The organism is Vibrio sp. RC2502, assembly GCF_054850435.1.
The window spans coordinates 681,193-706,608 of sequence record NZ_CM141453.1; the positions used below are offsets into that span (position 1 = coordinate 681,193).

At 44.3% G+C, this 25,416-nt stretch carries 21 protein-coding genes; 15 read left to right on the forward strand and 6 right to left on the reverse strand.

Annotated elements, in window-relative coordinates; all coding sequences use genetic code 11:
- Window positions 1-167: 167 nt before the first annotated feature.
- Window positions 168-2,081: a molecular chaperone DnaK gene (gene dnaK, locus ACYJZR_RS03145; RefSeq protein ID WP_029798300.1), complete on the forward strand. Its 1,914-nt coding sequence runs from the start codon at window positions 168-170 to the stop codon at window positions 2,079-2,081.
- Between the two features lie 204 nt (window positions 2,082-2,285).
- Window positions 2,286-3,431 (forward strand): molecular chaperone DnaJ, encoded by a 1,146-nt coding sequence (gene dnaJ / locus ACYJZR_RS03150; protein WP_005496291.1) that lies wholly within the window; start codon window positions 2,286-2,288, stop codon window positions 3,429-3,431.
- A gap of 69 nt (window positions 3,432-3,500) precedes the next feature.
- Here dnaJ and ACYJZR_RS03155 read toward each other — a convergent pair whose 3' ends face one another.
- Window positions 3,501-3,932 carry a type IV pilin protein gene (locus ACYJZR_RS03155; protein ID WP_024700118.1) on the reverse strand — a complete coding sequence of 144 codons (432 nt, stop codon included), beginning with the start codon at window positions 3,930-3,932 and terminating at the stop codon, window positions 3,501-3,503.
- Window positions 3,933-4,035: 103 nt separating this feature from the next.
- Here ACYJZR_RS03155 and ACYJZR_RS03160 point away from each other — a divergent pair, with 103 nt between their 5' ends.
- The 6 genes from ACYJZR_RS03160 to tadA all read left to right on the forward strand — a co-directional run bounded on the left by ACYJZR_RS03160 (window position 4,036) and on the right by tadA (window position 9,388).
- A complete protein-coding gene (locus tag ACYJZR_RS03160) occupies window positions 4,036-4,545 on the forward strand; it encodes a GspH/FimT family pseudopilin (RefSeq protein ID WP_023623229.1) in 510 nt (169 codons plus the stop codon).
- On the forward strand, window positions 4,526-5,143 hold the full coding sequence (locus ACYJZR_RS03165; RefSeq protein WP_005496288.1) for a PilW family protein: 618 nt from the start codon (window positions 4,526-4,528) through the stop codon (window positions 5,141-5,143). Before ACYJZR_RS03160 ends, ACYJZR_RS03165 begins: the two co-directional genes overlap by 20 nt.
- Entirely contained in the window at window positions 5,140-6,450 is a 1,311-nt protein-coding gene (locus ACYJZR_RS03170; protein WP_406966301.1) for a hypothetical protein, read from the forward strand. Before ACYJZR_RS03165 ends, ACYJZR_RS03170 begins: the two co-directional genes overlap by 4 nt.
- Window positions 6,440-6,850 (forward strand): type IV pilus modification PilV family protein, encoded by a 411-nt coding sequence (locus tag ACYJZR_RS03175; protein WP_015296322.1) that lies wholly within the window; start codon window positions 6,440-6,442, stop codon window positions 6,848-6,850. Before ACYJZR_RS03170 ends, ACYJZR_RS03175 begins: the two co-directional genes overlap by 11 nt.
- A 287-nt stretch (window positions 6,851-7,137) precedes the next feature.
- Complete coding sequence (locus tag ACYJZR_RS03180; protein ID WP_042772776.1) at window positions 7,138-8,697, forward strand: AbgT family transporter; 1,560 nt, start codon at window positions 7,138-7,140, stop codon at window positions 8,695-8,697.
- Window positions 8,698-8,863: 166 nt separating this feature from the next.
- Window positions 8,864-9,388 (forward strand): tRNA adenosine(34) deaminase TadA, encoded by a 525-nt coding sequence (tadA, locus tag ACYJZR_RS03185; RefSeq protein WP_005455934.1) that lies wholly within the window; start codon window positions 8,864-8,866, stop codon window positions 9,386-9,388.
- 57 nt (window positions 9,389-9,445) lie between these two features.
- On the opposite strand, the gene ACYJZR_RS03190 is transcribed toward tadA, so the two are convergent.
- Together ACYJZR_RS03190 and mltF are read right to left on the reverse strand one after the other, a co-directional pair.
- The gene (locus tag ACYJZR_RS03190; RefSeq protein ID WP_005488686.1) at window positions 9,446-9,580 is read right to left on the reverse strand and encodes a hypothetical protein; all 135 of its coding nucleotides are present in this window, start codon (window positions 9,578-9,580) and stop codon (window positions 9,446-9,448) included.
- 308 nt (window positions 9,581-9,888) lie between these two features.
- Window positions 9,889-11,466: a membrane-bound lytic murein transglycosylase MltF gene (mltF, locus tag ACYJZR_RS03195; RefSeq protein WP_406966302.1), complete on the reverse strand. Its 1,578-nt coding sequence runs from the start codon at window positions 11,464-11,466 to the stop codon at window positions 9,889-9,891.
- A gap of 299 nt (window positions 11,467-11,765) precedes the next feature.
- On the opposite strand from mltF, the gene purL reads away from it, so the two are divergent.
- Both purL and ACYJZR_RS03205 read left to right on the forward strand, forming a co-directional pair.
- On the forward strand, window positions 11,766-15,674 hold the full coding sequence (gene purL / locus ACYJZR_RS03200) for a phosphoribosylformylglycinamidine synthase (protein ID WP_406966303.1): 3,909 nt from the start codon (window positions 11,766-11,768) through the stop codon (window positions 15,672-15,674).
- A gap of 269 nt (window positions 15,675-15,943) precedes the next feature.
- Window positions 15,944-16,246: a DUF3622 domain-containing protein gene (locus ACYJZR_RS03205; protein WP_406966304.1), complete on the forward strand. Its 303-nt coding sequence runs from the start codon at window positions 15,944-15,946 to the stop codon at window positions 16,244-16,246.
- A gap of 87 nt (window positions 16,247-16,333) precedes the next feature.
- Here the strand turns inward: ACYJZR_RS03205 and ACYJZR_RS03210 are convergent, their stop codons facing one another.
- A complete protein-coding gene (locus tag ACYJZR_RS03210) occupies window positions 16,334-16,777 on the reverse strand; it encodes a hypothetical protein (protein WP_021823167.1) in 444 nt (147 codons plus the stop codon).
- Window positions 16,778-16,987: 210 nt separating this feature from the next.
- The gene (locus ACYJZR_RS03215; RefSeq protein ID WP_005455969.1) at window positions 16,988-18,058 is read right to left on the reverse strand and encodes a succinylglutamate desuccinylase/aspartoacylase family protein; all 1,071 of its coding nucleotides are present in this window, start codon (window positions 18,056-18,058) and stop codon (window positions 16,988-16,990) included.
- Window positions 18,059-18,388: 330 nt separating this feature from the next.
- Here ACYJZR_RS03215 and ACYJZR_RS03220 point away from each other — a divergent pair, with 330 nt between their 5' ends.
- Window positions 18,389-18,928, forward strand: coding sequence for a DUF3332 domain-containing protein (locus tag ACYJZR_RS03220; protein WP_005496261.1), 540 nt, complete (start codon window positions 18,389-18,391; stop codon window positions 18,926-18,928).
- 76 nt (window positions 18,929-19,004) lie between these two features.
- Here the strand turns inward: ACYJZR_RS03220 and ACYJZR_RS03225 are convergent, their stop codons facing one another.
- Window positions 19,005-20,477, reverse strand: a complete 1,473-nt coding sequence (locus ACYJZR_RS03225; RefSeq protein ID WP_020904158.1) for an aminoacyl-histidine dipeptidase — start codon at window positions 20,475-20,477, stop codon at window positions 19,005-19,007.
- Window positions 20,478-21,499: 1,022 nt separating this feature from the next.
- Here ACYJZR_RS03225 and ACYJZR_RS03230 point away from each other — a divergent pair.
- The 4 genes from ACYJZR_RS03230 to crl all read left to right on the forward strand — a co-directional run bounded on the left by ACYJZR_RS03230 (window position 21,500) and on the right by crl (window position 25,367).
- Window positions 21,500-22,789: an NCS2 family permease gene (locus ACYJZR_RS03230; RefSeq protein WP_005456001.1), complete on the forward strand. Its 1,290-nt coding sequence runs from the start codon at window positions 21,500-21,502 to the stop codon at window positions 22,787-22,789.
- 268 nt (window positions 22,790-23,057) lie between these two features.
- Entirely contained in the window at window positions 23,058-23,522 is a 465-nt protein-coding gene (gpt, locus tag ACYJZR_RS03235; protein ID WP_005381590.1) for a xanthine phosphoribosyltransferase, read from the forward strand.
- 91 nt (window positions 23,523-23,613) lie between these two features.
- Window positions 23,614-24,861, forward strand: a complete 1,248-nt coding sequence (gene frsA, locus ACYJZR_RS03240) for an esterase FrsA (RefSeq protein ID WP_005455935.1) — start codon at window positions 23,614-23,616, stop codon at window positions 24,859-24,861.
- 116 nt (window positions 24,862-24,977) lie between these two features.
- A complete protein-coding gene (crl, locus tag ACYJZR_RS03245) occupies window positions 24,978-25,367 on the forward strand; it encodes a sigma factor-binding protein Crl (protein ID WP_005455997.1) in 390 nt (129 codons plus the stop codon).
- The last annotated feature ends 49 nt before the right edge of the window (window positions 25,368-25,416 follow it).

Consider the following 25,416-nt stretch of genomic DNA (forward strand, 5'->3'; position numbering starts at 1 on the left):
TTTTTTCAATTCTGCCCTTGAAAAGCGTTTTGACGCCCTTATCTATGTGGCATAGAGAAGCAAACATTGATTATTTTTGTTTGTGAGCAAGGGTTGAAACCCGATTCTCCTCCCCCCACATTGGGGTTATAACCAAACGAAAATAGAATTTATTCGGAGATAGCCAGATGGGTAAAATCATTGGTATTGACTTAGGTACTACTAACTCATGTGTTGCTGTACTAGACGGCGACAAACCACGTGTAATTGAAAACGCAGAGGGTGAACGTACTACTGCATCGGTTATTGCTTACACTGACGGTGAGACGCTAGTAGGTCAACCTGCGAAACGTCAAGCAGTAACTAACCCAACTAACACGCTATTTGCAATTAAGCGTCTAATTGGTCGTCGTTTTGAAGACGAAGAAGTTCAGCGTGACATCGAAATCATGCCTTACAAAATCGTTAAGGCTGACAACGGTGACGCTTGGGTAGAAGCGAAAGGCCAAAAAATGGCAGCTCCTCAGGTTTCTGCTGAAGTTCTTAAGAAAATGAAGAAAACTGCTGAAGACTTCCTAGGTGAGGAAGTAACTGGCGCAGTTATCACAGTACCTGCTTACTTTAACGATGCACAGCGTCAAGCAACGAAAGATGCTGGTCGTATCGCAGGTCTAGAAGTTAAACGTATCATCAACGAACCAACAGCAGCTGCGCTAGCTTACGGCCTAGACAAGAAAGGCGGTGACCGCACTATCGCTGTATACGACCTTGGTGGTGGTACATTCGATATTTCAATCATCGAAATCGATGAAGTTGAAGGCGAAAAAACATTCGAAGTTCTAGCAACTAATGGTGACACTCACCTAGGTGGTGAAGACTTTGATAACCGTCTAATCAACTACTTAGTAGACGAGTTTAAGAAAGAGCAAGGTATCGATCTTAAAAACGATCCACTAGCAATGCAGCGTGTTAAAGAAGCAGCAGAAAAAGCGAAAATTGAGCTTTCTTCTACTTCTCAAACAGACGTAAACCTACCTTACGTTACTGCTGATGCAACTGGTCCTAAGCACATGAACATCAAAGTGACTCGTGCGAAACTAGAATCTCTAGTTGAAGACCTAGTACAACGCTCTCTTGAGCCACTAAAAGTAGCTCTAGCTGACGCTGACCTATCAGTAAACGATATCACTGACGTAATCCTAGTTGGTGGTCAGACTCGTATGCCAATGGTTCAAGCGAAAGTTGCTGAGTTCTTCGGTAAAGAAGCGCGTCGTGACGTGAACCCTGACGAAGCAGTAGCAATGGGTGCTGCAGTTCAAGGTGGTGTACTTGCTGGTGAAGTTAAAGATGTTCTACTACTAGACGTAACTCCACTGTCTCTAGGTATCGAGACTATGGGTGGCGTAATGACTAAGCTAGTTGAGAAGAACACAACTATCCCAACTAAAGCGAACCAAGTTTTCTCTACTGCAGAAGACAACCAGAGCGCGGTAACTATCCACGTTTTACAAGGTGAGCGTAAGCAAGCGATGTACAACAAGTCTCTAGGTCAGTTTAACCTAGAGGGCATCCAGCCTGCACCACGTGGCATGCCACAAATCGAAGTAACTTTCGACCTTGATGCGGATGGTATTCTACACGTATCAGCGAAAGATAAGCAGACTGGTAAAGAGCAGAAGATCACAATCCAAGCTTCTGGCGGTCTAAGCGATGACGAAATCGAGAAAATGGTTCAAGAAGCAGAAGCTAACAAAGAAGCGGACAAAAAGTTCGAAGAGCTAGCAACTGCACGTAACCAAGCAGACCAAATGATTCACGGTACTCGTAAGCAAATGGAAGAAGCGGGTGACGCACTTCCAGCTGAAGAGAAAGAGAAGATTGAAACTGCTATCTCTGAGCTAGAAGAAGCACGTAAAGGCGAAGACAAAGAAGCAATTGATGCGAAAGTTCAAGCTCTTATGACTGCTGCTCAAAAACTAATGGAAATCGCTCAACAACAAGCTCAAGCGCAACAAGCTCAAGGTGCTGACGCTGGCGCGTCGTCAAAAGATGACGACGTGGTAGATGCGGAGTTCGAAGAAGTTAAAGACGACAAGAAATAATCTTTCTTAACCAGATGGCTGCAAAGCCATCTGGGGTCGATACGACTTCGGTGTGCGGGCGTTTGGGGTGACTCTTACGCCCGTCTGTTTGTAAACGCTGTCTTTCTAGTTAAGTATTTTGCAATAAGTGCACTTACCTAGAACGATACAAACACCAAGCGGTGAATCGATGCCGTTTGTAGTAATTAACTGGTGACGAAGAACATGTCAAAACGTGATTTTTACGAAGTATTAGGCGTAAGCCGTGATGCCTCAGAGCGTGATATCAAAAAGGCGTACAAGCGCCTAGCGATGAAATTCCACCCAGACAGAAACCAGGGTGATGAGTCTGCGGCGGACAAGTTTAAAGAAGTAAAAGAAGCGTACGAAGTTCTAACCGACTCTCAGAAAAAAGCGGCTTATGACCAATATGGCCATGCTGCTTTTGAACAAGGTGGCGGTGGTTTCGGCGGCGGCTTTGGTGGAGGCGGTGCTGACTTCGGCGACATCTTTGGTGATGTGTTTGGCGATATCTTCGGTGGCGGTCGCCGTGGTGGCGGTGGTCATCGTGCGCAACGTGGCGCCGACTTACGTTACAACATGGAGCTAACGTTAGAAGAAGCCGTTCGTGGTGTAACTAAAGAGATTGAAGTTCCGACACTGGTTCACTGTGACTCTTGTGACGGTAGCGGTGCGAAGAAAGGCTCATCAGCGGAAACATGTGGTACCTGTCATGGCCATGGCCAAGTACAAATGCGTCAAGGTTTCTTCGCTGTTCAGCAAACCTGTCCTACCTGTCATGGTAAAGGTAAGATCATTAAAGACCCTTGTAATGAGTGTCATGGTCAAGGTCGCAAGCAAAAAACGAAAACACTTAACGTTAAAATCCCAGCTGGCGTGGATACCGGCGATCGCATTCGTCTATCTGGCGAAGGCGAAGCGGGAGAAATGGGTGCACCATCAGGTGATTTATACGTACAAGTACACGTGAAAGAGCATCACATTTTCGAGCGTGACGGCAACAACCTCTATTGTGAAGTGCCAGTAAGCTTTGCTATGGCTGCACTCGGCGGCGAAGTTGAAGTTCCAACACTTGATGGACGAGTAAGCCTAAAAGTGCCGTCAGAAACACAAACTGGCCGTATGTTCCGTATGCGCGGTAAAGGTGTGAAAGGCGTCCGTGGCGGTGGTATTGGTGACTTGATCGTTAAATTGGTTGTAGAAACGCCAGTTAACTTAAGCGCTCGCCAAAAAGAACTGTTGAAAGAGTTTGAAGAGTCTTGTGGCGGTGAAGCTGCAACTAAACACAAACCAAAATCTGAAGGCTTCTTCAATGGTGTGAAGAAGTTCTTTGATGATTTAACCAGCTAAGATAAGTTCATTAAAAGCTCAAAAACAAAGGCCTGCTGAAACGCAGGCCTTTTTGCATTTGTAGTTTTTTTAATTCCAGCAAGCACTTGGTGATTCAACATTTGTTGACGTTAAAGTGATAGTTGTAGTGCCATTCAAGCACTCGTCGTCGTCCTGCCCAAGATCCGATTTTGCTGTTGCTGTAATGATGTAGGCTGTGCTTGCAGAGCTCGCAATATCGAACGAAAATCGATCTGTGTCGGAATCACATAGAGTACAGGCGCCACCAGAAATAATATGACTCCAGTCATACCCACCATCATAAGATGTCTCTAGTTCCAGTTGAATTCGACTAAGATCGCTCAAGGCAACCGTTCTATGGGACTTGATCACATGATTGGTATAAGAAGGGTAGGCGATTGCTGCAATGATTCCGACGATCGTTACGGCTATCAGTAATTCGATCAATGTCATCCCTCTCAATCTTTTTTTGTAGCTGTTACAACGAGAAATTCGAATCATCACGAGTAGTTTCCTTTTCACTTTTCCGCCTATTTTTGGCAGGTGATAGCATCTGTGCAAGATGAATTACGGTCGACTAGCCGTTTGCATAGGAATTTGGGAAATGCCTCGCGGGTTTACGTTGTTGGAACTTATGATCACTGTTGCTGTGCTGAGTATTATATTAGCGTTTGCAGCGCCAAGCTTTAGTCGTGTTTCTCAAACAGTACAAATGCAGAGACTTGCAACAGAGTTGGTCGGTTTTTTGAGCCAAAGTAAATCTGAAGCAGTCGTACGAAATAAAAAACTATATGTCCATTTCTCTATGAATAAAGGCAATGTAGTGAGTCAAGGTGCTTGGTCAATCACCTTAACCGATGCAGAAAGTGGTGCGGGGAATGTTATTTTACACCTTTCCGGGACACAGTTTTCAGAATTATCAGTGTTACATAGTTATGAGACTAAAAAAATGAGTTTTGAGGAAGTGAGAGGTCGACCGCAAAGCGGAAGTATCGAGTTCTTCCCGACCAGTGAGCAAAGTACAAAATTAAAAGTGGCACTTTCTAATCCGCCAGGGCGAATAAAAGTTTGTAGTATGTCTGGAGCTAAATTGTATGATTACCTTAAATGCTAGCAGACGTTACCAAATAGGTAGCTCTTTGATTGAACTCATGATTAGCTCTCTAATTGGACTCATGGTTTTAGGAATAATTGGTTCGATATTTATTAGCATACAACAAACAGCGAAAGAAAAAAGCTTAGAACTAAATTTGCTACAAGGGCTTAATATTACTCTAGCTGTCATGAAAGAGGATATTCAAAGAGCGGGTTATGATGGTGGTCATGGTATGTCTCTTAAATTATCCGGAGCCTCGGAAACAATAACAGTCAGTGGTGCATCTTCTATTGGGTTTGTTTATTTTAGAGATGACTCTCCGTTAAATAAAAACTATAGAAATATTAAGTATGAGAAGCGAGATAGCAAACTTGTAATCTGTGAGAATGGTGTAGTATCCCAAGCCCAAATACTGTCTTTTGATGGTGTGGATTTTTGCCGTTCTTTATTTGATGAAGATATTTTTCAAGTGACGAATTTTACAGTGAATTCTAAAGTCGTAACGAATGGCACAAATATTAGCGCTGTAACGGATGTTACTTTGGCTTTACAAACTGTAGACGGCGTAATTAATCAAGTTGCAGAGTTTTCAATTAAGCAAAGGAATTGGCAATGAGATCTAAATTTGGATGTTCTGGATACACGACGTTGTTAGTAACATCCATACTATTATTGTTTGCTTTGATTGCATCTCTCGCATCATCAAAGGGCGTATTCTTTCAATTAAAAGTGGCTCAGAATGAACTAAAAGCTCGACAAGAACATTGGAAGGCTGAAGGAGGATTGGAATGTGCTTTTGCACAAATAAAGGAGAAGATGTTAGTACTTCCTCCTTCGGGAACAATTACTCTACTGGGCTGTGCAGTATCTACTACGATAAGAAAGCTCAGCGATTATGAATATTTGGTTACATCTAAAGAGGGAAATACAAATTTAAGTAAAGTGATAATTTCGACAGGAAACGGCCTTGGTGCAGTACTAAAAACGAGTGCGTCGGTAGAGCTTACTGGCTCAATGCACTTTGTCCCTAAAGCAAAAGGTTTGTCGTCTGACAGTGAGTGTACATCCATTATTGCTGGTGGAACCGTGAGTTATGTAGCAAGTGTAAGTGGTTCTGATGAGCACTTTCTGACGGTGGACAGTTCAGTCAGTAGTCATGCTACTGGGATTTTAGGGGCTCCTAGCTTTACTTGTAAGAATTCGCACAAATCCAATTTATTTGAAGAAACCAAACGTCCAACCTACCTAGCTACTACTAGCACTTCGAATAAAAATGAAGATATCAAAGAAAATGTTGCAAATATTTCGGTTTTCAAAGACTTATTCACTATGGATTTCAACGCAGTTAACGTAGCAAAACTCAAAAACGAGATTAAAGCGGATCCTGTTGGCGTTGTAATTGCTAGCGGTAAGACACCTAAAGGTTGGGTTAAGTCATGCCATACTAAGTTAGCTAATGCTTACGCTGCTGGAAAACGAAGGTTTTGGGTCGATGGCAGTTGCGCAATATCAGGAAATATTTTTGGTTCTACTACTCAGCCTGTAGATAATGCTATTCAGCTTATTATTTATGATGGTGTTCTCTACAGTCAAAGTATGAGTTATTTTGATGGACTTCTTTACCAATACCTTTCAAAGCCAATTGTGTTGGATGTTAAAGAAATATGGATTGATCTTTTTGATTCTAAAAATGATATAGGTGTAACCCCTACTTCTTTTCACAAGCATGATATTAATAATGACTTTAATAAATATGCTTTTTTGCTAGATGGTTCATTGAAGCTTGATGGCGGGATAGGGTTAGATGCAGAAGATAGAACTATAAAATTAAATGGATCTTTGATACCTGCCTACAATGGTGGAAAGAGCGGCAAGTACATTGAGAAACTAAAGTGGCAGCGAGGCTCTTGGAATGATCTCTAAACAAAAAGGTTTTAACCTTCTTGAGGTTCTAATTTCTTTTTTGCTTATCGGTGTTGGGGCTCTAGGTTTAACAAAGCTAAACGTGTATCTCGAACGAGAATCCGACTATGCGATAGAAAGTATTGAAGCGTTGCGTCTTGCTGAAAATAAATTGGAATGGTTCCGTACGCGTGGAGCCTCGGATGCGCTTTCGACGATCTCTACGGCTAGCTTTGCCTCTATTGCAACAGGATCTTCCGCTACTGGTGCGTATACAGTGGAGTGGGTTGTGCCGTCGGCTACTGTGTCTGGATCTCTTAAAACCATTACTATTACGACCAGTTGGAAAGATAGAGTGGGACAAACGCAATCAGTTCAGTTGAAAACTATGATTTCACAGTACAGTGAATTCGAAAACTAAGTTCAATTGCATACATAGCTTGAGACAAAGTCGTGGATAATTTCTTTTTGATACCGGGTTTGTCTCAGTTAATGAATGGTTTTCGAACTGTTAATGCGGTTGATGTTCTACTGTTTTTATTATGTTTAATTGGAGTGGCGTTTTTGCAAAATATGTCTCCAATTATGGAAAAAATCATAGAACCTTGTGCTTTCCCTATCCTTATTTACTAGAATGCTGTGTTGATAATAGGCCGTTATAATTATTCAAATAGGCCTTGGCACCAACATCATTCATATGGAGTTACCATGAGTAACCAAGCTGTAAATAAGGCACCATCATCGAAGCCGAGCGGGATGGATCGCTTTCTAAACTTTATCGAGCGTGCAGGTAATAAAATTCCTGATCCTGCGATTTTGTTTTTCTGGGCACTGATCATTACTTGGGCTGCGTCTGCACTTTTGTCGAATGTGACTTTCGACCTTCCAAACCCTCGAACGGGCGAAGCTCTTACCATTACTAACTTACTTACGGGTGAAGCTCTAGCAAGTTTCCTTGCTAACATGGTCACTACGTTTACTGGTTTTGCACCTCTAGGCATCGTATTAGTTGCAATGTTGGGTGTAGGTGTTGCGGATTCTTCTGGTTTTATCACTACTGGCCTTAAGAAGATGCTGAACTTCACTCCAGCGAAGCTACTTACACCAATGCTTATTCTTGTCGCAATCATCTCGCATACCGCGGCTGATGCGGGCTACGTTTTGGTTATTCCTCTAGGTGGTATCATTTTCCATGCCGCTGGTCGTCACCCTCTAGCTGGTATCGCAGCAGCATTTGCTGGTGTGTCTGGTGGTTTCTCTGCAAACTTCATTCCTTCAGGTATTGACCCATTGCTCGCTGGTTTCACACAAACGGCAGCACAGGTTCTTGATCCTGAATACGTGGTTAACCCTCTAGCAAACATCTTCTTCACTGGTCTATCTTCAGTGATCATCGTTGCTATCGGTTGGTACGTGACTGAGAAAATCATCGAGCCTCGTCTTGCAAAGATGCCAATTGATGAAGATGCAGAAACGGCACCAAACTTAGGCTCTTTCACTGAGTTGGAATCAAAAGCATTCCGCTACGCTGGCTGGGCTATGATGGCGGGTATCGCACTTCTTGTTGTCGCGTTATTGCCTGAGAACTCGGCACTTCGTTCTCCTGAAGGCGAAATTACGGCGTTTTCTGCGCCTATCATGAAGTCGATTGTTCCACTGATCTTCATTCTATTTATCATCCCTGGTTACGTTTACGGCAAAGTATCTGGCACCTTTAAGACAAGTAACGACATCATCAAAGCGATGGCGGACACCATGTCGACCATGGGCGCATACATTGTCATGTCGTTCTTCTGTGCTCAGTTCCTATCTGCATTTGCTCAGTCAAACATCGGTACGATGCTAGCGTTGTATGGTGCAGAAGGCTTAAAAGCGATGAACCTACCAGGTGAAGCAACCATCATTGGTATGATCTTGCTAACAGCAGCTGTAAACCTACTTATCGGTTCCGCTTCTGCGAAATGGGCTTTGATTGGTCCAATCCTAGTTCCAATGCTAATGGCGGTAGGTATTTCTCCTGAACTATCTCAGGCGGCTTACCGTGTGGGTGACTCAGTATCGAACATCATTTCGCCTCTGATGGTATTCTTCCCTCTTGTAGTGGTTTATTGTCAACGTTACGTGAAGTCGACAGGCATTGGTACACTGGCGTCACTGATGATGCCATTCTCGATTGCTATGTTGATTGGTTGGTCAATCTTCCTAGTTCTTTACTGGATGGTAGGTATCCCACTAGGTATTCAAGCACCGTACACATACACGATGTAAATGATCGAATATTAGAGAAAAGCGCAGGTCGAAAGGTCTGCGCTTTTTTGTTTTGAGGTGCTATTACGAAAGAGGCGCATCTCCAAAACTTATGTCCTGCTGTAGTGAAAGCGATGTTGGTGGTAATATTTCGCTATTCATAGTTACCTTCCTTTCTGGAGCCCTTTTGTCTGAGCATCAATTTACCCCACAAGACGAAATTTTTATGCGCCGTGCACTTGCATTAGCTGAACAAGCTGAATTGGAAGGAGAGGTGCCTGTGGGAGCGGTATTAGTTAAAGATGGAGAAGTGATTGCAGAAGGCTGGAACCGCTCTATCTGCTCTCATGATGCAACAGCACATGCGGAGATTCAGACTCTACGTAACGCAGGGGCTGTGTTAGAAAACTATCGACTTTTAGACACCACTCTCTATGTCACACTAGAGCCTTGCCCGATGTGCGCAGGAGCACTGTTGCACAGCAGAGTGAAACGCGTGGTATTTGGCGCGCCAGATCTTAAAGCTGGCGCGGCTGGTACGGTATTGAACTTGTTTGAGAGCCAAGCGGCTTACCATTACGCAACGGTCGAAAAAGGGCTGTTAGAGGATGAGTGCCGTGAGCAGTTGCAGGCCTTTTTCAAGCGTCGTCGCAAAGAAATTAAGGCTAAGAAACAAGAGAAAAAAGTATTAGAAGGTAAGCAAGAAGATTAAGTTGGTGAGTTGTGTTCAGCAAACATCTACGGGTGTGTAGATGTTTGCTTTAAGTTCTTAGTGATTTACTAAGTGAACGAATACACGATTGCGTGAACTGACTTTCTTTTTCATCGTTGTCAGCTTTCGCTTGCGGCGAATCGCAGCCACTGTCTTATTCAAACGCTTTGACTGCACTCTACGTCTTCTCATATCCGAACCTCCTGCAGACAAGACTACAAACACCCTCTCGCGATACAGCGCACGGCCGCATCTACTTTGCCTTGTGGATGACATTCTAGTGATGGAGTCACTTCAAATTAGGAGAGAGGGAAACCAACCGAACCGATTTATTCCGCAGGCATCAATTAATGGGTATGGACGCTGCGGCAAGGTGTTGACCAATCACGTTTATATGCACTTACTATGATGACCGGTCTGGTTCGGAACATCGGATTTTAGATAAGTTCTACCTTGGACTCAACAAAAAAGACGAGCTTCACACTCGTCTTTTTGCGTGTTTATTCTTCTTCTTGGTCTAAATCTTCATCGACTTCATTGGTGATATCAGAGGCTCCAGACACTTCTTCTGCAATGGTTTCCACCGCACCAGAAATAAGCAACTCTGGATTTAATGGTGGGATAACCTGTAGATCATCCGTATCTTCATCAATGGAAGGCTTTTGACTGACATGCCCAATGATTGATTGGTAGTAGCGTCGAATATTTTCAACGTAATTTCGTGCCTCGTCTCCACGAGCGTAGCCATAACGAGTTTGGCTGTAGTAACGCTTTTGTCGTAACAGCGGTAGTCGGTCTTTTACATCTGCCCATGCGTTTGGATCGCCACCTTGTGTCTTGGTTAGTCGACGCGCGTCCATCATGTGGCCATAACCAATATTGTACGATGCCAATGCAAACCAAATTTTTTCATGTTCGTTAATCGTATCAGGTACGCGAGCGACGATGCGACGCAGGTATTCCACACCACCACGAACAGATTGCTCTGGGTTTAGACGATCGGTTACACCAACACTTTTCGCAGTTGGTAAAGTCAGCATCATCATGCCACGAACACCCGTAGGCGATTTTGCTTTTGGTTTCCAATGAGATTCTTGGTAGGCCAAAGCCGCGATTAAACGCCAATCAAACTCTTCGCTGTATTTTTGGAACAGCGGAGCCCATCTCGGCAACTTATCATCAAGAGCACGAATAAAGGCACGCGTGTCCACGTAGTCAAACGCTTCAATATGGCCAATGTACTTCTCTTCAAGAGAAGCTAGCTCGCCAGATTGTTTGATATTGCCGAAAAACTCAATCAGCATCGCATACAAGCTCTCATCCTCTGAGCGGCGAGTAAACCATGATACTGGTTGATCTTCGGTGAGCTCAAAAGCAAGTGCTAAATCTGGATACAGGCGTTGCGCGAGGGACAGTTCTACGGAATCAGTGACGGTGAAACGCAGTTCTCCAGTCGATACATGTTTCAGTAGATCGCGAGTGTCAGCATCGCCCACGATTTCAAACTGCAATTCAGGATACTGCTTTTTCAATGCCGTCAGTGTCGGAACATATTGAGACTGTTCGACAATTTTCAATGTTTGCGCGCCAGCATTCACGTCTTCTTCTGATTGACTGTCTTTGGATGCTTGATACTCGATAAGCTGCTCAATATCACGAGGACGAAGCTGGCCCTTTTTGTAGACCACTTGCTGGCTTACATAATAATAAGCAGGGCCAGGTCTAAAACGCTTGACGGCTTGTGATGTTTGATTAAGCCCCGTAGCAATAATATCGATGTCGCCCTTCTTTAAGGCAGGGAAAAGGTCGGCTTGTCTGAAAGCGGGTTTGATTTCTAGCTTTACGCCCAACTCTTCTGCAAATTTACGCGCCAGCTCATAATCCAAACCCGCAGGGCCATCAGGACCAATGTAGTACGAGAGTTGGTTGTTGAGCGTGCCAACGCGTAGCACTCCGCGCTCTTGGATTTTCTCGAATTCACTTTTCGGCTGCGACTCAATTTGGCAGGCAGAAAGTAGTAGCACAGAAGCAAAAAGTAGGACGCTGCGCTTGAGTCGGTTGAAGTGGCGTATTTGCATTGATCGGTACATCTCAGAAAATTTCTAGTGGTCTTTATATCAAAGCGTGGAGATGGGGCAAAGCGAATCGGACAGATAGAGTGCGACATTGTGTGTTTTATCGACATTTCGGCTACAACTCAAATTTGACAAAAAAAATGACGCAAACGGTTGCTTTTGATGTTACATCACAAAAACAATTGCTATATAATGCGCTCGCAATGACGAGGTGGAATCGGCATAGGTTCGATAGAGCTCAAGTTAAGTATCTGAATTTATTCCAATATCACCTTAATCAATTGCATAAGAGACCTAAGCACATGAGAATTTTGCGTGGCTCCCCAGCTCTTTCTGAGTTTCGTGTTAATAAACTACTGGAACTTTGTCGTGAACAAGATCTGCCTGTAACTGGCATCTATGCCGAGTTTATGCATTTTGCAGATCTAAAGTCTGACCTTGATGACCAAGAGTTAGAAAAACTTGAAAAGTTACTAACTTACGGCCCAACAATTGAAGAGCATGAGCCAGAAGGTCTTCTACTTCTTGTTACGCCTCGTCCAGGCACTATCTCGCCTTGGTCTTCTAAATCTACCGATATCGCTATTAACTGTGGTCTGGACACTGTTAAGCGTCTGGAGCGCGGTACGGCTTACTACGTAGAATCTTCAGTTGTTCTATCAGAAGCTCAAGTTGACGCTGTCAAAGCGTTAATTCACGACCGCATGATGGAAACGGTGTTCACAGAACTTGAAGCCGCGTCAGCGCTGTTTACAGTCGCAGAGCCAAAGCCTGTGGCGCATGTTGATATCTTAGCGGGTGGTCGTCTTGCGCTTGAAGAAGCAAACGTTTCCCTTGGTTTGGCACTCGCAGAAGATGAAATTGATTACTTGGTGGAGAATTTCACTAAGTTAGGTCGTAACCCTAACGACATCGAGCTGATGATGTTTGCTCAGGCGAACTCAGAGCACTGTCGTCATAAGATCTTTAATGCAGACTGGACTATCGATGGCGTAGACCAAGAGAAGTCTCTGTTTAAGATGATCAAAAACACATTTGAAACGACACCAGACCATGTTCTGTCTGCTTACAAAGATAATGCAGCGGTAATGACTGGTTCTAAAGTGGGTCGTTTCTTCCCAGATCCTAAAACTCGTCAATACACTTACCACCATGAAGATGCACACATCTTAATGAAGGTAGAGACGCACAACCACCCAACGGCTATCTCTCCATGGCCGGGTGCATCAACCGGTTCTGGTGGTGAAATCCGTGACGAAGGTGCGACGGGTATCGGTGGTAAGCCAAAAGCGGGTCTGGTTGGTTTCACAACCTCTAACTTGCGTATTCCTGGTTTTGAACAGCCATGGGAAACGGACTTCGGTAAGCCGGGTCGTATCGTAAACGCGTTAGATATCATGCTTGAAGGCCCTCTGGGTGGCGCAGCATTCAACAACGAATTTGGTCGTCCAAACCTATTAGGTTACTTCCGTACCTACGAAGAGAAAGTGACTTCTCACGCGGGGGAAGAAATTCGTGGTTACCACAAGCCAATCATGATTGCTGGTGGTATGGGTAACATCCGTGACGAACACGTTCAGAAGAAAGAGATCCCTGTTGGTGCGAGCCTAATCGTACTTGGTGGTCCTGCAATGAACATCGGTCTTGGTGGCGGTGCGGCGTCTTCAATGGCGTCAGGTCAGTCAGCTGAAGATCTGGACTTTGCTTCAGTACAGCGTGAAAACCCAGAAATGGAGCGCCGTTGTCAGGAAGTGATCGACCGTTGTTGGCAGCTAGGTGAAGAAAACCCAATCGCATTTATCCACGATGTGGGTGCGGGCGGTATCTCTAACGCACTTCCTGAGCTTTGTGACGACGGCGAGCGTGGCGGTAAGTTCCAGCTACGTGATGTACCAAATGATGAATTGAGCATGAGCCCGCTAGAAATCTGGTGTAACGAATCTCAGGAGCGTTATGTTCTTGCGGTAGCGCCAGAAAACATGGAGGCGTTCGATGCGATTTGTAAGCGCGAGCGTGCACCTTACGCAGTGGTTGGTGTGGCAACAGAAGAGCGTCATCTGACGCTAGAAGATTCTCACTTCGATAACACGCCAATTGATATGCCAATGGATATCTTGCTTGGTAAAACACCGAAGATGCACCGTGAAGCAACGACTTTGAAAGTAGATAGCCCAGCGATCGTACGCGACGGTATCGAAATCAACGAAGCGGTAGATCGCGTACTTCGTCTTCCTACGGTTGCTGAGAAAACATTCCTGATCACGATCGGTGACCGCTCAGTTACTGGTTTAGTTGCTCGTGACCAAATGGTTGGTCCTTGGCAGGTGCCTGTGGCGAACTGTGCAGTTACGGCGGCAAGTTACGACACATACCACGGTGAAGCGATGTCGATGGGTGAGCGTACTCCGGTTGCTCTATTAGACTTCGGCGCGTCTGCTCGTCTGGCGGTTGGTGAATCTCTGACTAACATCGCAGCGACAGATATCGGCGATATCAAACGCATTAAGCTGTCAGCGAACTGGATGTCTCCAGCGGGTCACCCAGGTGAAGATGCGGGTCTTTACGAAGCAGTGAAAGCGGTTGGTGAAGAGCTATGTCCGGCGCTAGGTCTGACTATCCCGGTTGGTAAAGACTCAATGTCAATGAAGACTAAGTGGGAAGAGAATGGCGAAAGCAAAGAAGTGACTTCGCCACTATCGCTAGTTATCACTGCGTTTGGTCGTGTTGAAGACGTACGTAAGACAGTAACGCCTCAGCTACGCACATCTGATACCTTGGAAGGACTAGGTGACACTTCACTTGTTCTTGTAGACCTAGGTAACGGCAAAAACCGTTTGGGTGCAACAGCACTGGCACAGGTTTACAAGCAGCTGGGTGATAAGCCGGCAGACGTAGACAATGCAGAGCAGCTAAAAGGCTTCTTCGATGCAATGCAAAATCTCGTACGTAACGACAAGCTGCTTGCTTATCACGATAAAGGTGACGGCGGTCTATTTGTAACATTGGCTGAGATGGCATTTGCTGGTCACTGTGGCGTAAAGGCGAACATCGCAGAGCTGGGTGAAGATGCGCTAGCTGTTCTATTTAACGAAGAATTAGGTGCGGTTGTTCAGGTTAAAAACGACGACCTGGACTCAGTCCTATCTACGCTAGCGGCAAACGGCTTAGAGTCATGTTCACATGTAATTGGTTCTGTTGAAGCATCAGACGACTTTGTTATCACTTCTGGTGATGATGTTGTGCTTAAGCGTTCACGTACCGAACTACGTGTTATCTGGGCAGAAACTACGCATAAAATGCAGGCGCTACGTGATAACCCTGCATGTGCAGACCAAGAATTTGAAGCGAAGAAAGACAACTCAGACCCAGGTCTGAACGTATCTCTAAGCTTTGATGTGAATGAAGATATCGCAGCCCCTTACATTGCGAAAGGCGCGAAACCTAAGATGGCGATTCTTCGTGAACAAGGTGTTAACTCTCACGTTGAAATGGCAGCAGCCTTTGACCGTGCTGGCTTTGAAGCAACCGACATCCACATGAGCGACATTCTGACAGGCCAAGCGGTACTTGATGAATACCAAGGTCTGGTAGCTTGTGGTGGTTTCTCTTACGGTGACGTGCTAGGTGCGGGTGAAGGTTGGGCGAAGTCTATCCTGTTTAACGCACAAGCTCGTGAGCAGTTCCAAGCGTTCTTCAACCGTGAAGAGACATTCTCTCTAGGTGTTTGTAACGGTTGTCAGATGCTTTCTAACCTGAAAGAGCTTATCCCGGGTGCAGACTTGTGGCCACGTTTTGTTCGCAACGAATCTGAGCGTTTTGAAGCACGCTTTAGCCTGGTTGAAGTACAGAAGTCTGATTCTGTGTTCTTCGACGGCATGGCTGGCTCACGTATGCCTATCGCGGTTTCTCACGGTGAAGGTCGTGTCGAAGTACGTGACGGTGAGCACCTAAACGCAATTGAAGCGTCAGGTACTGTAGCGCTACGTTACGTTGATAATAACGGTAACCCAACGCAACAATACCCGAACAACCCGAATGGTTCGCCGAATGCGATTACCGGTCTGACAACAGCAGATGGCCGTGTAACCATTATGATGCCTCACCCAGAGCGTGTATTCCGCACAGTTGCAAACTCTTGGGCTCCGGAAGGTTGGGGTGAAAATGGCGCTTGGATGCGTATGTTCCAAAACGTGCGCAAGAACATCGGTTAAGTATTAATACTTTACAAACGCAAAGCGCAGATCGAAAGATCTGCGCTTTTCTTTTTTGGGATTGTGGAAGTGCGAAGTCGAAAACGGGCTTGTACACTTATAGCCTACAACCAATGTGGTTTAAGTGTGGAAAATAAAATTTTTGCAGCCAATCATAATGATTTATGCTCTAATACCGCGCTTACCAAGGGATGGTGTTAAACAGCTCAGCTTAGATGGAGTTATCAAGTTGACCGAATCCCTGATTAATCCCTTAGGAACTGAAATAGATGTCTAAAAATCCAAAATTTGCTATCCGCGTAACTGAAAAACGTAACGGTTGGAGCGCAGAAATCACTCGTCAAGTAACGTCTCGCAAAACAATGGTTTCAAAACGTGAAACTGGGTTTGACAGCGAAGAAAAAGCACAAGCTTGGGCTGAACAAGAACTTGCGGGCTTCATCGAAAACCAAGTTGTTCGTAATGAGCGTAAAGCTGTACAGCGTCAAGAACGTGAAGCAGAGCAACTTGCGGAAAAAGTTCGCAAAGAAGAAGCTCGTAAAGCACGCGAAGCTGAAGCTGACGAAGAATAATGGCATATATTCCGATTGATGTTTCGATCTGTCGGTAATGCTAAAAAGCCCTGAAGTTTTCTTCAGGGCTTTTTTGTTGGCTCATTTTCATAAGCAGTCAGAAGAAACCGAGAAGCCAAAAGAGCCTTCGGAAGGTGCGGCAAACTGTTGGTTGCCAGGCAGTAAGTGAGGATTGTTTGCGTAAACACGATGAGATGATTTGTTATTACGTGTATGCACAGGCGGTAAATCAATATGATGTAAGCCATCCGAAAGATCGTTGGCCTCACCGTAGTCAAAGTCTGTTGTGACCTCGGCGTTATTTTTTGTGTGGTAACAATGATCTGGCTTGCCTTCCTCTCGCCATTTGAGTTCTGAGCGTTGCGCGTCCAAGTTGAGTTCATCTGGAACAGATGAAGCATAATGATCTTCTAGTGAATGTTGTTGACTTTGCTCTTGTAAGTATTGAGCGATGTTTTCAGATTCTTGAGCGAGGAGATTTGCAGAAAGTCCAAGTCCCAACAAACAGCTAATGAGTTGTGTTTTATTCATAGATGTGTGCAAGCAAAAAGAAAACATAATACGAATAAATAAAACGCTGTGCAATTGTGCGGTGAACAAGATGAATTGAAATAAGCTAAACACGAAGTATAAACGTTAAGTTTTCATGTTTAAGTGTTTGTAATAAATAATATTGGTGAGTAAACATAACAAAAAAAGCCCGGCAACAGGTACTGGGCTTTGAGATCATAGAGCATGCAATTATGACTGAGTGTCGAGTGGGATTTGTCCCGTCGTTACCTGTTCGACGTCAAACTCAGTTAATCCTTCAATGTAGCTTTCTACCGCTTGTTCTACTTCATCGTCGCTTTGGCTGAAGTATGCGAGGTGGAAAATGGCATCGCCTTCGTTCACTAATGGCAGCGTTTGCTGACCGATCACTAAGCCACTTTTAGGTGCTTTTAGCTCTATTTCATCGTGACCGAGGGGGGAGCTGATGTAAGCTAAGGTTTCCCCTTTTTCTACTTTATCGCCTAGGTTCACCACCGTGCGCAAAATACCGTTGCCTGGCGCTCTAACCCAGCTGGTCGATTTCGCGATAACAGGTTCAGGCAGTTTTTTACGGCTGGCTCTTAACATACCGATCGCTTGCATAACGCGTTGAACGCCTAAAACACCAGCACTGATAGATAGCGGATCAAAGCGAAGTGCTTCACCAGCTTCGTAAGTCAATACTGGGATATCACACTTCTCGGCTTCGCTACGTAGCGAGCCATCACGCAATGCAGAGTCAACGATCACTGGCGTGGCAAATGCTTTAGCAATGCGTAGTGTTTCCGGATTGCTCAGGTTAGCGCGTATTTGGGGTAGGTTAGTACGATGAATCGCACCTGTGTGTAAATCTAAAATGTAATCACAACGTTTCGCTATATTATTGAAGAATCCATACGCCATACGTGAAGCGAGTGCGCCTTTTTCGCTGCCAGGGAAACAACGGTTTAGATCGCGGCGATCGGGTAAGTAACGAGACTTATGGATAAAGCCAAATACGTTTACGATTGGCACCGCAATAACCGTACCTTTTAGCTTTAATGGGTTTAACTGGTTGATCATCTGACGAACGATCTCTACGCCATTAAGCTCATCACCATGGATTGCGGCGTTCACCATCAGCACTGGACCTTCTTGTTTCCCGTGAATGATTTCCACAGGGATAGAAAGTGGAGAGTGCGTGTATAGCTGAGCAGCTTCGAATTCTACTTCTAAACGCTGTCCTGGTTGTATTTTATGCCCGAGCAGCTCAAATACTTTGCTTGTTTTACTTCTGGCCATAAACCATCTCTGTCAAATAAGTTAGCAACAATGTAACAATCGCGTCAAAATCACACTAATCACTCTAATTAAGGATACGACAAATTATTTTAATCAAGGAGGGCGAATAATAACCTTTTGTGGAAAGTTTGTTGTAAATGTGACGTTTATTATTTGCTGAACATCTCGTCACCCTTATCTTTAATTGGTTATTTATTGTTTAGATAAATGTCCACGTATTAAAAATAATAAAGGTGCTTTCTTCGGAAAATTCTGTCTTTTATCCCTAGTTTTTATAAGCTAATATCCGCGCCGAATTTTCGACCTAATACTTTCTAACTAGAGGTTTTGATGAAAAAGGCAATTGCTAAAATTGGCGCATTGACTGCTGTGGCAGTTTCACTTTCAGGTTGTGTTGGCAGCAACGCGGTAACTGGCTATGTTATGGGCTTCAACTTGAAAGCGGTAGATAACCGTTACGCTCGTGGTGGTCTAAACATGCTTATGGCACCAGTTTACGGTGTGGCAATCGCAGCTGACTACATCGTATTTAACTCTCTAGAGTTCTGGACTGGTAAAAACCCGCTAAACGGCAAACCACACATCTTCGATACTAAGATGGACACTTACATTGATGTAAACCACCAGCTAGATAAGTCGCTTACAACAGCGCCGATTGGCCCACTTACAAACAACCGCGTTATCGAGCAAGGCCAAATGCACCAAATCGATGAAAATACGGTTCAGATGAACATCACATACAACAACGGCGAAAAAGCGACGTTAATGGGTGTACGTGATGGTGAGTTTGTTACTTACTACATCAATGGTGAAGTGGTAGCGAAGACTTCTATGGATGAGCTAGTAGCGTACGCGCAAACTCGTGCATAATTCGCGATACTCTCGTGATAAATAGCAATAAAAAAGGGTGCTTCGGCACCCTTTTTGTTTTTTGTCGCGTTTTGGATTACGCTTTCTCAGGAATTGCTTCTAGAAGCGCTACCATTTGATCCCAGAACAGTTGAACGGTATCAATCTTCACTTTTTCATCAGGAGAGTGAGGGAACTTGATCGTTGGGCCGAAAGAAACCATGTCCATGTTCGGGTACGGCTCTTTAAATAGGCCACACTCAAGACCTGCGTGAATAACCATTATGTTTGGTTTGTGACCGTAAATGCCTTCGTACATATCACGGAAAATCGCCATAATTTCTGAATCAGCGTCTGGTTTCCAACCAGGGTAAGCGCCTGAGAACTCAACTTGTGCCCCTGCGAGTTCAGCAACAGAGCGTAACATGCTCTCTACTTGGCTGCGGCCAGAGTCAATCAAAGAGCGAATTAGGCAAAGTACGGTTACTTTGTCCTCTTCTGTTGTGATAACGCCAACGTTCAGTGACGTTTCAACCACACCTTCAATTTCGTCGCTCATGCGCATAACGCCATTAGGACATGCGTTGAGAGCAGCAATAAAGCGTTGTTGATCCGCCGCAGTGAAAGCTTGTGATTCGGTTACGCTCTCTTCATTGAACGTCACAATGCCCGTTTCTACTTTGCCAAGCTCAGCTTTTAATAGCTCAGTGTAGTAGTTGAAAAGCTCTGCAAGTTTCTCTTGGTTTTCAGCAGGAACAGCAACTGTTACGAAAGCTTCGCGAGGAATAGCATTACGCAAACTACCACCACGGAATTCAACCAAGCGAAGATCCAACTCTTGTGCATGGCCCGCTAGGAATCGGCCAAGCAGTTTGTTGGCATTACCACGACCAGTGTGGATATCACAACCAGAGTGACCGCCTTTTAAACCCTTCAAGGTTAGCTGACGAGTCACAAAGCCAGTAGGGATCGCGTCGCGTTTGATGTCAAAAGTCATCGCACCATCGATACCACCAGCGCAGCCCATGTACACTTCGCCTTCTTGCTCGGAGTCTGTGTTTAGAAGAATATCACCTTCCAACCAACCTGCTTCAAGCCCGAATGCACCTGTCATGCCAGCTTCTTCATCAATTGTTAGTAGAACTTCAATTGGCCCATGCTTGATATCTTTAGATGCTAATACAGCAAGACAAGAAGCCATACCAATACCGTTGTCTGCACCAAGCGTCGTGCCTTTCGCTGTTACCCACTCACCATCGATGTACGGTTGAATTGGATCTTTTGTGAAGTCGTGGTCAGTGTCTTCATTCTTCTGTGGCACCATGTCAATGTGTGCTTGAAGAACCACGCCCTTTTTGTTTTCCATCCCAGGCGTTGCTGGCTTTTTGATGAATACGTTGCCCGTTGGGTCTCGGCGAACATCGAAGCCTTGCTCTGTTGCCCAGTTGATAATGTACTGTGCTAATGCTTCTTCATGCTTAGATGGATGAGGGATGGAACAAATCTTATCGAAAAACTGCCAAAGTGGAGCAGGTGACAAGGTACTGATTTCAGAATGGAATTCAGACACGGAAGACTCCTTTTGATGTGCTTTGCCAAATATATACCGTATAAATAATGTGTGATTAGCAGGAAATGCTAATGATATTTGGCATGAATTAGCTCAAGGATACCACCAGACGAAGGCTACTAGTAGTCGAGAACCAAAGGATTTCCTTCCTCACTGTCACACTTTATGAACATGGTATAGCTCGTAAATGCGCTTATGTTTATATGAACTGAAAGTAGAATAATTTTTAATTCACAAAAATGTAATTTAATTACAGTTAAAATTTGATTGACGTCAATTTATGGATTTTTTGTGACTTTTATCACTAAAATGCTTGTAATTAAATTTCTTGGTGGTATATTTGTAACCAGCTTCTGAGATGAAGAATGAAATGCTCAAAGGATGAGTCCGTTTATCGCCTCCAAGGAACCGAGAAATCAACGACTGTTTTAATTGATTTAGAAGGTGATATTTATGAAAGGTTTACCAAGTGCAATGTTCTGGAATAGCAAATCTGTATATACCGGTAACTTTGTATACCCAACAAGCTTTGGCTACTAAGTGAAGTCAACGCATGTGACTCGAACAGTTTGTTCACCCCTATAAATTGGAATTTTTTTTCAGTGATAGTGCTGACATGATTCACCGCCACTCAAATTGAGTGGCGTTTTTTTATCTCTTTTTTCTACTTCCGACCAAATTTCCACCACTAAGCCTCCATTCTCTTATTGCTGCTAAAAGGAATCCCACTTACGCAGTAAATTGTGAGTGAATATTGCCCTTTAACGTCCATTTCTGTTTGAAAGTTTAGAACATTGCTCAATTTGCACGCATTGAAGGCAAAGTGAACATGAGCGGTTAGTTATTGTTTAATAAGCGCTATATTCATTCTTGATTTTAAATACTAACGGATGGGTTTCATATCCTGCGAAAAAAATCGCTTTAGAGTGATGATTCTATCTAGAATTTGCTATTTGATAACTTTATAATTCCCGCCAATCGATTACGCAACCGTTTACTTTTTACCTTTACAGGATTCGATCATGCTCGAAAGGCTCTTTAAACTTAGTGAAAACGGCACAAATGTGCGCACTGAGATCATTGCAGGTATTACGACCTTCCTTACCATGGCTTACATTATTTTTGTAAACCCAGCTATTTTGTCTGATACCGGTATGGATCGTGGTGCGATCTTTGTTGCAACGTGTCTTGCCGCTGCGATTGGCTGTTTCATTATGGGCTTAGTCGCAAACTACCCAATTGCTCAGGCTCCGGGCATGGGTCTAAACGCATTCTTCACATATTCCGTTGTGTTAGGCATGGGTTACACATGGCAAGTCGCGCTGGCTGCAGTGTTTGTTTCTGGTGTTTTATTTATTCTGCTGAGCATTTTTAAGATTCGTGAATGGATCATTAACTCGATCCCGCATTCGCTTCGCACCGGCATTTCTGCAGGTATTGGCCTTTTCTTGGCGTTTATCGCCCTTAAAAACGCAGGTATTGTGGTTGATAACCCAGCGACATTGGTTTCAATGGGCGATATCACGTCATTGCCATCAGTGTTGGCGGCGATTGGTTTCTTCCTTACTATCGCGCTTGTTCACCGTGGTGTGAAAGGTGCGGTGATGATCGCGATTTTGGGTGTGACGGCGCTTGGTCTTCTATTTGGTGATGTGCAATGGAACGGTGTCATGTCAACACCACCAAGTATCGCACCAACATTCTTACAATTGGATTTCTCGGGTCTATTTGAAGTCGGCATGATCTCTGTTGTGTTCGCTTTTTTGTTCGTCGACTTATTTGATACGGCTGGCACGCTCGTTGGTGTTTCTCAAAAAGCCGGTCTAACGGATGAGAATGGCAACATTCCTCGTCTAAACAAAGCACTACTTGCTGACTCAACAGCGACTTCTGTTGGTGCGTTGCTAGGTACGTCAAACACGACTTCATACATTGAAAGTGTTTCGGGCGTAGCTGCTGGTGGTCGTACTGGCCTAACCGCAGTGGTTGTTGGTGTACTCTTCCTGCTTGCACTATTGTTCTCGCCACTAGCGGGTATGATCCCTGCGTATGCAACGTCAGGTGCATTGTTCTATGTAGCAATTTTGATGCTTTCTGGCTTGGTGAGCATTGATTGGCGTGACCTAACTGAAGCATCTCCAGTCGTTGTAACTTGTCTTGTGATGCCGCTTACTTTCTCTATTGCAGAAGGTATCACCCTAGGCTTTATTGCGTATGCTGCAATCAAATTGTTTAGTGGCAAAGGCCGCGATGTATCGATGAGTGTTTGGGTTATGTCTGCCATCTTCATCGTTAAATACCTAGCCGGGTAATTACTTTTAAAAAGCCAGCGCGAGCAGCAAAAGCTGTTCGTGCTGGCTTTTTGCTTTTAGCGTTGTTCACTGAATTCGATTTTTCTGCGTAATAGACGGAGAATTTTGATATCACCGTTGGTATTAACGGTGTGTTTCGGTAGAATAATCGTTTGCGCAGCTTGAAATCCTCGTCTCCTGACCTCTGGAGAGCATAGTGAATATTCCGCTTTAAAGCCGTTTCGCTAGATTTTGAGGATGCATATTTTCAAATTATTAGGTTATTACAATGAGTAAAAAATTCATTATCACTTGGGATGCGATGCAGACTTACTGCCGTGAACTGGCTGAGAAACAGATGCCAGCTGAGCAATGGAAAGGTATTTGGGCGGTAAGCCGTGGCGGTCTAGTACCGGGTGCTATCTTGGCTCGTGAACTGGGTATTCGCTACGTTGATACAATTTGTATCTCAAGTTACGACCATGATCATCAACGTGATATGACAGTGCTTAAAGCACCTGAAGGCGATGGTGAAGGCTACCTAATCGTTGAAGACCTAGTAGATAGCGGTGATACAGCGCGTAAACTGCGTGAAATGTACCCGAAAGCAAAAATGATTGCAGTATGTGCAAAACCGTCGGGTAAAGAATTGTTAGATGACTACGTAGTAGACATCGCGCAAGACACTTGGATCGAGCAACCTTGGGATATGTCTATCCAGTACGCAGAGCCAGTAAACCGCAAGCAAAAGTAATCGCTAGCGAAGAATATTGAGAAATGCCCCTTTATAGGGGCATTTTTTTTATTATCATTACATCTAATGCTAATAGCCAAAGGTTCTTCCTATGTCTGAAGACGTCAGTAAAAATCTTTCCGAGACTTTGTTCGTAAAACATAAGCAAGCGAAAGAAACCTCCGCGCTCACTCAATACATGCCAACCAGCAAAAAGATTCTTGATGATCGAGAACAGCAAGAAGATCGTGCTTGGTATCGTCATTTGCGTCGCTTGCAGTGGGCGTGGCAAGGCTTATCTCCAATTGAAATGGAAGGCGTGTTGTCGCGCATTGCTTCGTCAACGCATTCTCGTACTCACGATGATTGGTTAGATACTGTGATGGGGTATCACAGTGGTAACTGGACGTTTGAGTGGATCAAGTTAGGTATGGAACACCAACGACGTGCCAATGATCTTAAAGGTGAGGATGCTGCCGACGAGCTGTTTACCGCATCGTTGTGTTTCAGCATTGCGGGCTATCCTCATTTAAAAAACGACAACTTGGCGCTTCAGGCTCAGGTGTTAGCAAACAAAGCCTATTCTGAAGGGGCTGAGAAAACTCAATACACCATCAAGCAAATTGAGGTGCCTTACCAAAAACGCAAAATTATCGCTAACTTACATTTGCCAAGAACCGATAAGCAGCTGCCAGTTGTGATGGTGAGTGCAGGACTCGACAGTTTACAAACCGACATGTGGCGTTTGTTCCGCAATCACTTTGCTCCTAAAGATATTGCAATGTTAACCGTCGATATGCCATCAGTTGGACACAGTTCTCATTGGCCTTTGACGGAAGATTCAAGCTGTCTTCATCAAGCCGTGTTGAATGAGCTTTATTCCATTCCTTACGTTGATCATCACAAAGTTGGTTTGGTCGGTTTCCGTTTTGGTGGCAATGCCATGGTTCGTCTGTCTTTTCTTGAGCAAGAAAAGATCAAAGCGTGTGTGGCACTAGGCGCACCGGTGCATGATCTGTTTACCTCACCGAAAAAGCTGCAAAAAATGCCGAAGATGTATCTGGATATGCTGGCTTCTCGTTTGGGTAAAAGCGCAGTTGATATCAACAGCATGGCTGGGCAGATGATGGCTTGGTCATTGAAAGTCCAAGGCTTCTTGAGCAGTCGTAAAACTAAGGTGCCAATTTTAGCGCTGAGCTTAGAAGGTGACCCCGTTTCTCCTTACAGTGACAACCAGTTAGTCGCGCTATTTAGCCACTATGGGCAGGCGAAGAAGATCAGTTCCAAGACAATTACAAAAGGATATGAGCAATCCCTCGATTTGGCGATAAAGTGGTTGGAAGATGAATTATTAAGATGACAAATCTCCTAATTTAGTTAAGAGTGATATACCTGAGCAAAAAATAAGCTCATGATAATAAAAAATAATAATCATTATTGGGTGTTTACTTTAACTATATGGAAACGGAGATTCATATGTCAGAGACGACTCAGGGTCCAACACACTTTCGCTTGATGTCAAAGCTGAAGGCCATTGGGCCTTACCTGCGTGAACCGCAATCACAAGAAGGGCGCTACTATTTTGATTGTCTATCTGTTTGTGTAGATGACAAAAAGTCACCTGAGAAACGCGAGTTCTGGGGCTGGTGGATGGATTTAGAATCCATCGAAGGGGGCTTTACCGCTAAGTACCATATTGGGAAATACAACAAAGAAGGGAAATGGGTGTCTGAAGCTCTGCCGCAAAAAGTGGTAGAGGAAGTGTACTTTACACAAAGTACCTTTCATCAGAAGCTCATTGATACCTTGGCTGAACACTTCAAACTCGAAGTGGAATATCATACCGAGTCATTTGATTTCGCCTGATTTGGCGGTTTTCTTTTTCGACTGAACAAAAAGGTGCATTTTCGCACCT

What these genes read in the sequence shown, in the direction of transcription:
- ACYJZR_RS03160 (WP_023623229.1), top strand. Translation starts at nt 4,036, where the DNA reads ATGCCTCGCGGGTTTACGTTGTTGGAACTTATGATCACTGTTGCTGTG.
- ACYJZR_RS03165 (WP_005496288.1), top strand. Translation starts at nt 4,526, where the DNA reads ATGATTACCTTAAATGCTAGCAGACGTTACCAAATAGGTAGCTCTTTG.
- ACYJZR_RS03220 (WP_005496261.1), top strand. Translation starts at nt 18,389, where the DNA reads ATGAAAAAGGCAATTGCTAAAATTGGCGCATTGACTGCTGTGGCAGTT.
- ACYJZR_RS03155 (WP_024700118.1), bottom strand. Translation starts at nt 3,932, where the DNA reads ATGATTCGAATTTCTCGTTGTAACAGCTACAAAAAAAGATTGAGAGGG.
- ACYJZR_RS03230 (WP_005456001.1), top strand. Translation starts at nt 21,500, where the DNA reads ATGCTCGAAAGGCTCTTTAAACTTAGTGAAAACGGCACAAATGTGCGC.
- purL (WP_406966303.1), top strand. Translation starts at nt 11,766, where the DNA reads ATGAGAATTTTGCGTGGCTCCCCAGCTCTTTCTGAGTTTCGTGTTAAT.
- ACYJZR_RS03170 (WP_406966301.1), top strand. Translation starts at nt 5,140, where the DNA reads ATGAGATCTAAATTTGGATGTTCTGGATACACGACGTTGTTAGTAACA.
- crl (WP_005455997.1), top strand. Translation starts at nt 24,978, where the DNA reads ATGTCAGAGACGACTCAGGGTCCAACACACTTTCGCTTGATGTCAAAG.
- gpt (WP_005381590.1), top strand. Translation starts at nt 23,058, where the DNA reads ATGAGTAAAAAATTCATTATCACTTGGGATGCGATGCAGACTTACTGC.
- frsA (WP_005455935.1), top strand. Translation starts at nt 23,614, where the DNA reads ATGTCTGAAGACGTCAGTAAAAATCTTTCCGAGACTTTGTTCGTAAAA.
- ACYJZR_RS03215 (WP_005455969.1), bottom strand. Translation starts at nt 18,058, where the DNA reads ATGGCCAGAAGTAAAACAAGCAAAGTATTTGAGCTGCTCGGGCATAAA.
- ACYJZR_RS03180 (WP_042772776.1), top strand. Translation starts at nt 7,138, where the DNA reads ATGAGTAACCAAGCTGTAAATAAGGCACCATCATCGAAGCCGAGCGGG.
- mltF (WP_406966302.1), bottom strand. Translation starts at nt 11,466, where the DNA reads ATGCAAATACGCCACTTCAACCGACTCAAGCGCAGCGTCCTACTTTTT.
- ACYJZR_RS03205 (WP_406966304.1), top strand. Translation starts at nt 15,944, where the DNA reads ATGTCTAAAAATCCAAAATTTGCTATCCGCGTAACTGAAAAACGTAAC.
- ACYJZR_RS03175 (WP_015296322.1), top strand. Translation starts at nt 6,440, where the DNA reads ATGATCTCTAAACAAAAAGGTTTTAACCTTCTTGAGGTTCTAATTTCT.
- dnaK (WP_029798300.1), top strand. Translation starts at nt 168, where the DNA reads ATGGGTAAAATCATTGGTATTGACTTAGGTACTACTAACTCATGTGTT.
- ACYJZR_RS03190 (WP_005488686.1), bottom strand. Translation starts at nt 9,580, where the DNA reads ATGAGAAGACGTAGAGTGCAGTCAAAGCGTTTGAATAAGACAGTGGCT.
- ACYJZR_RS03210 (WP_021823167.1), bottom strand. Translation starts at nt 16,777, where the DNA reads ATGAATAAAACACAACTCATTAGCTGTTTGTTGGGACTTGGACTTTCT.
- dnaJ (WP_005496291.1), top strand. Translation starts at nt 2,286, where the DNA reads ATGTCAAAACGTGATTTTTACGAAGTATTAGGCGTAAGCCGTGATGCC.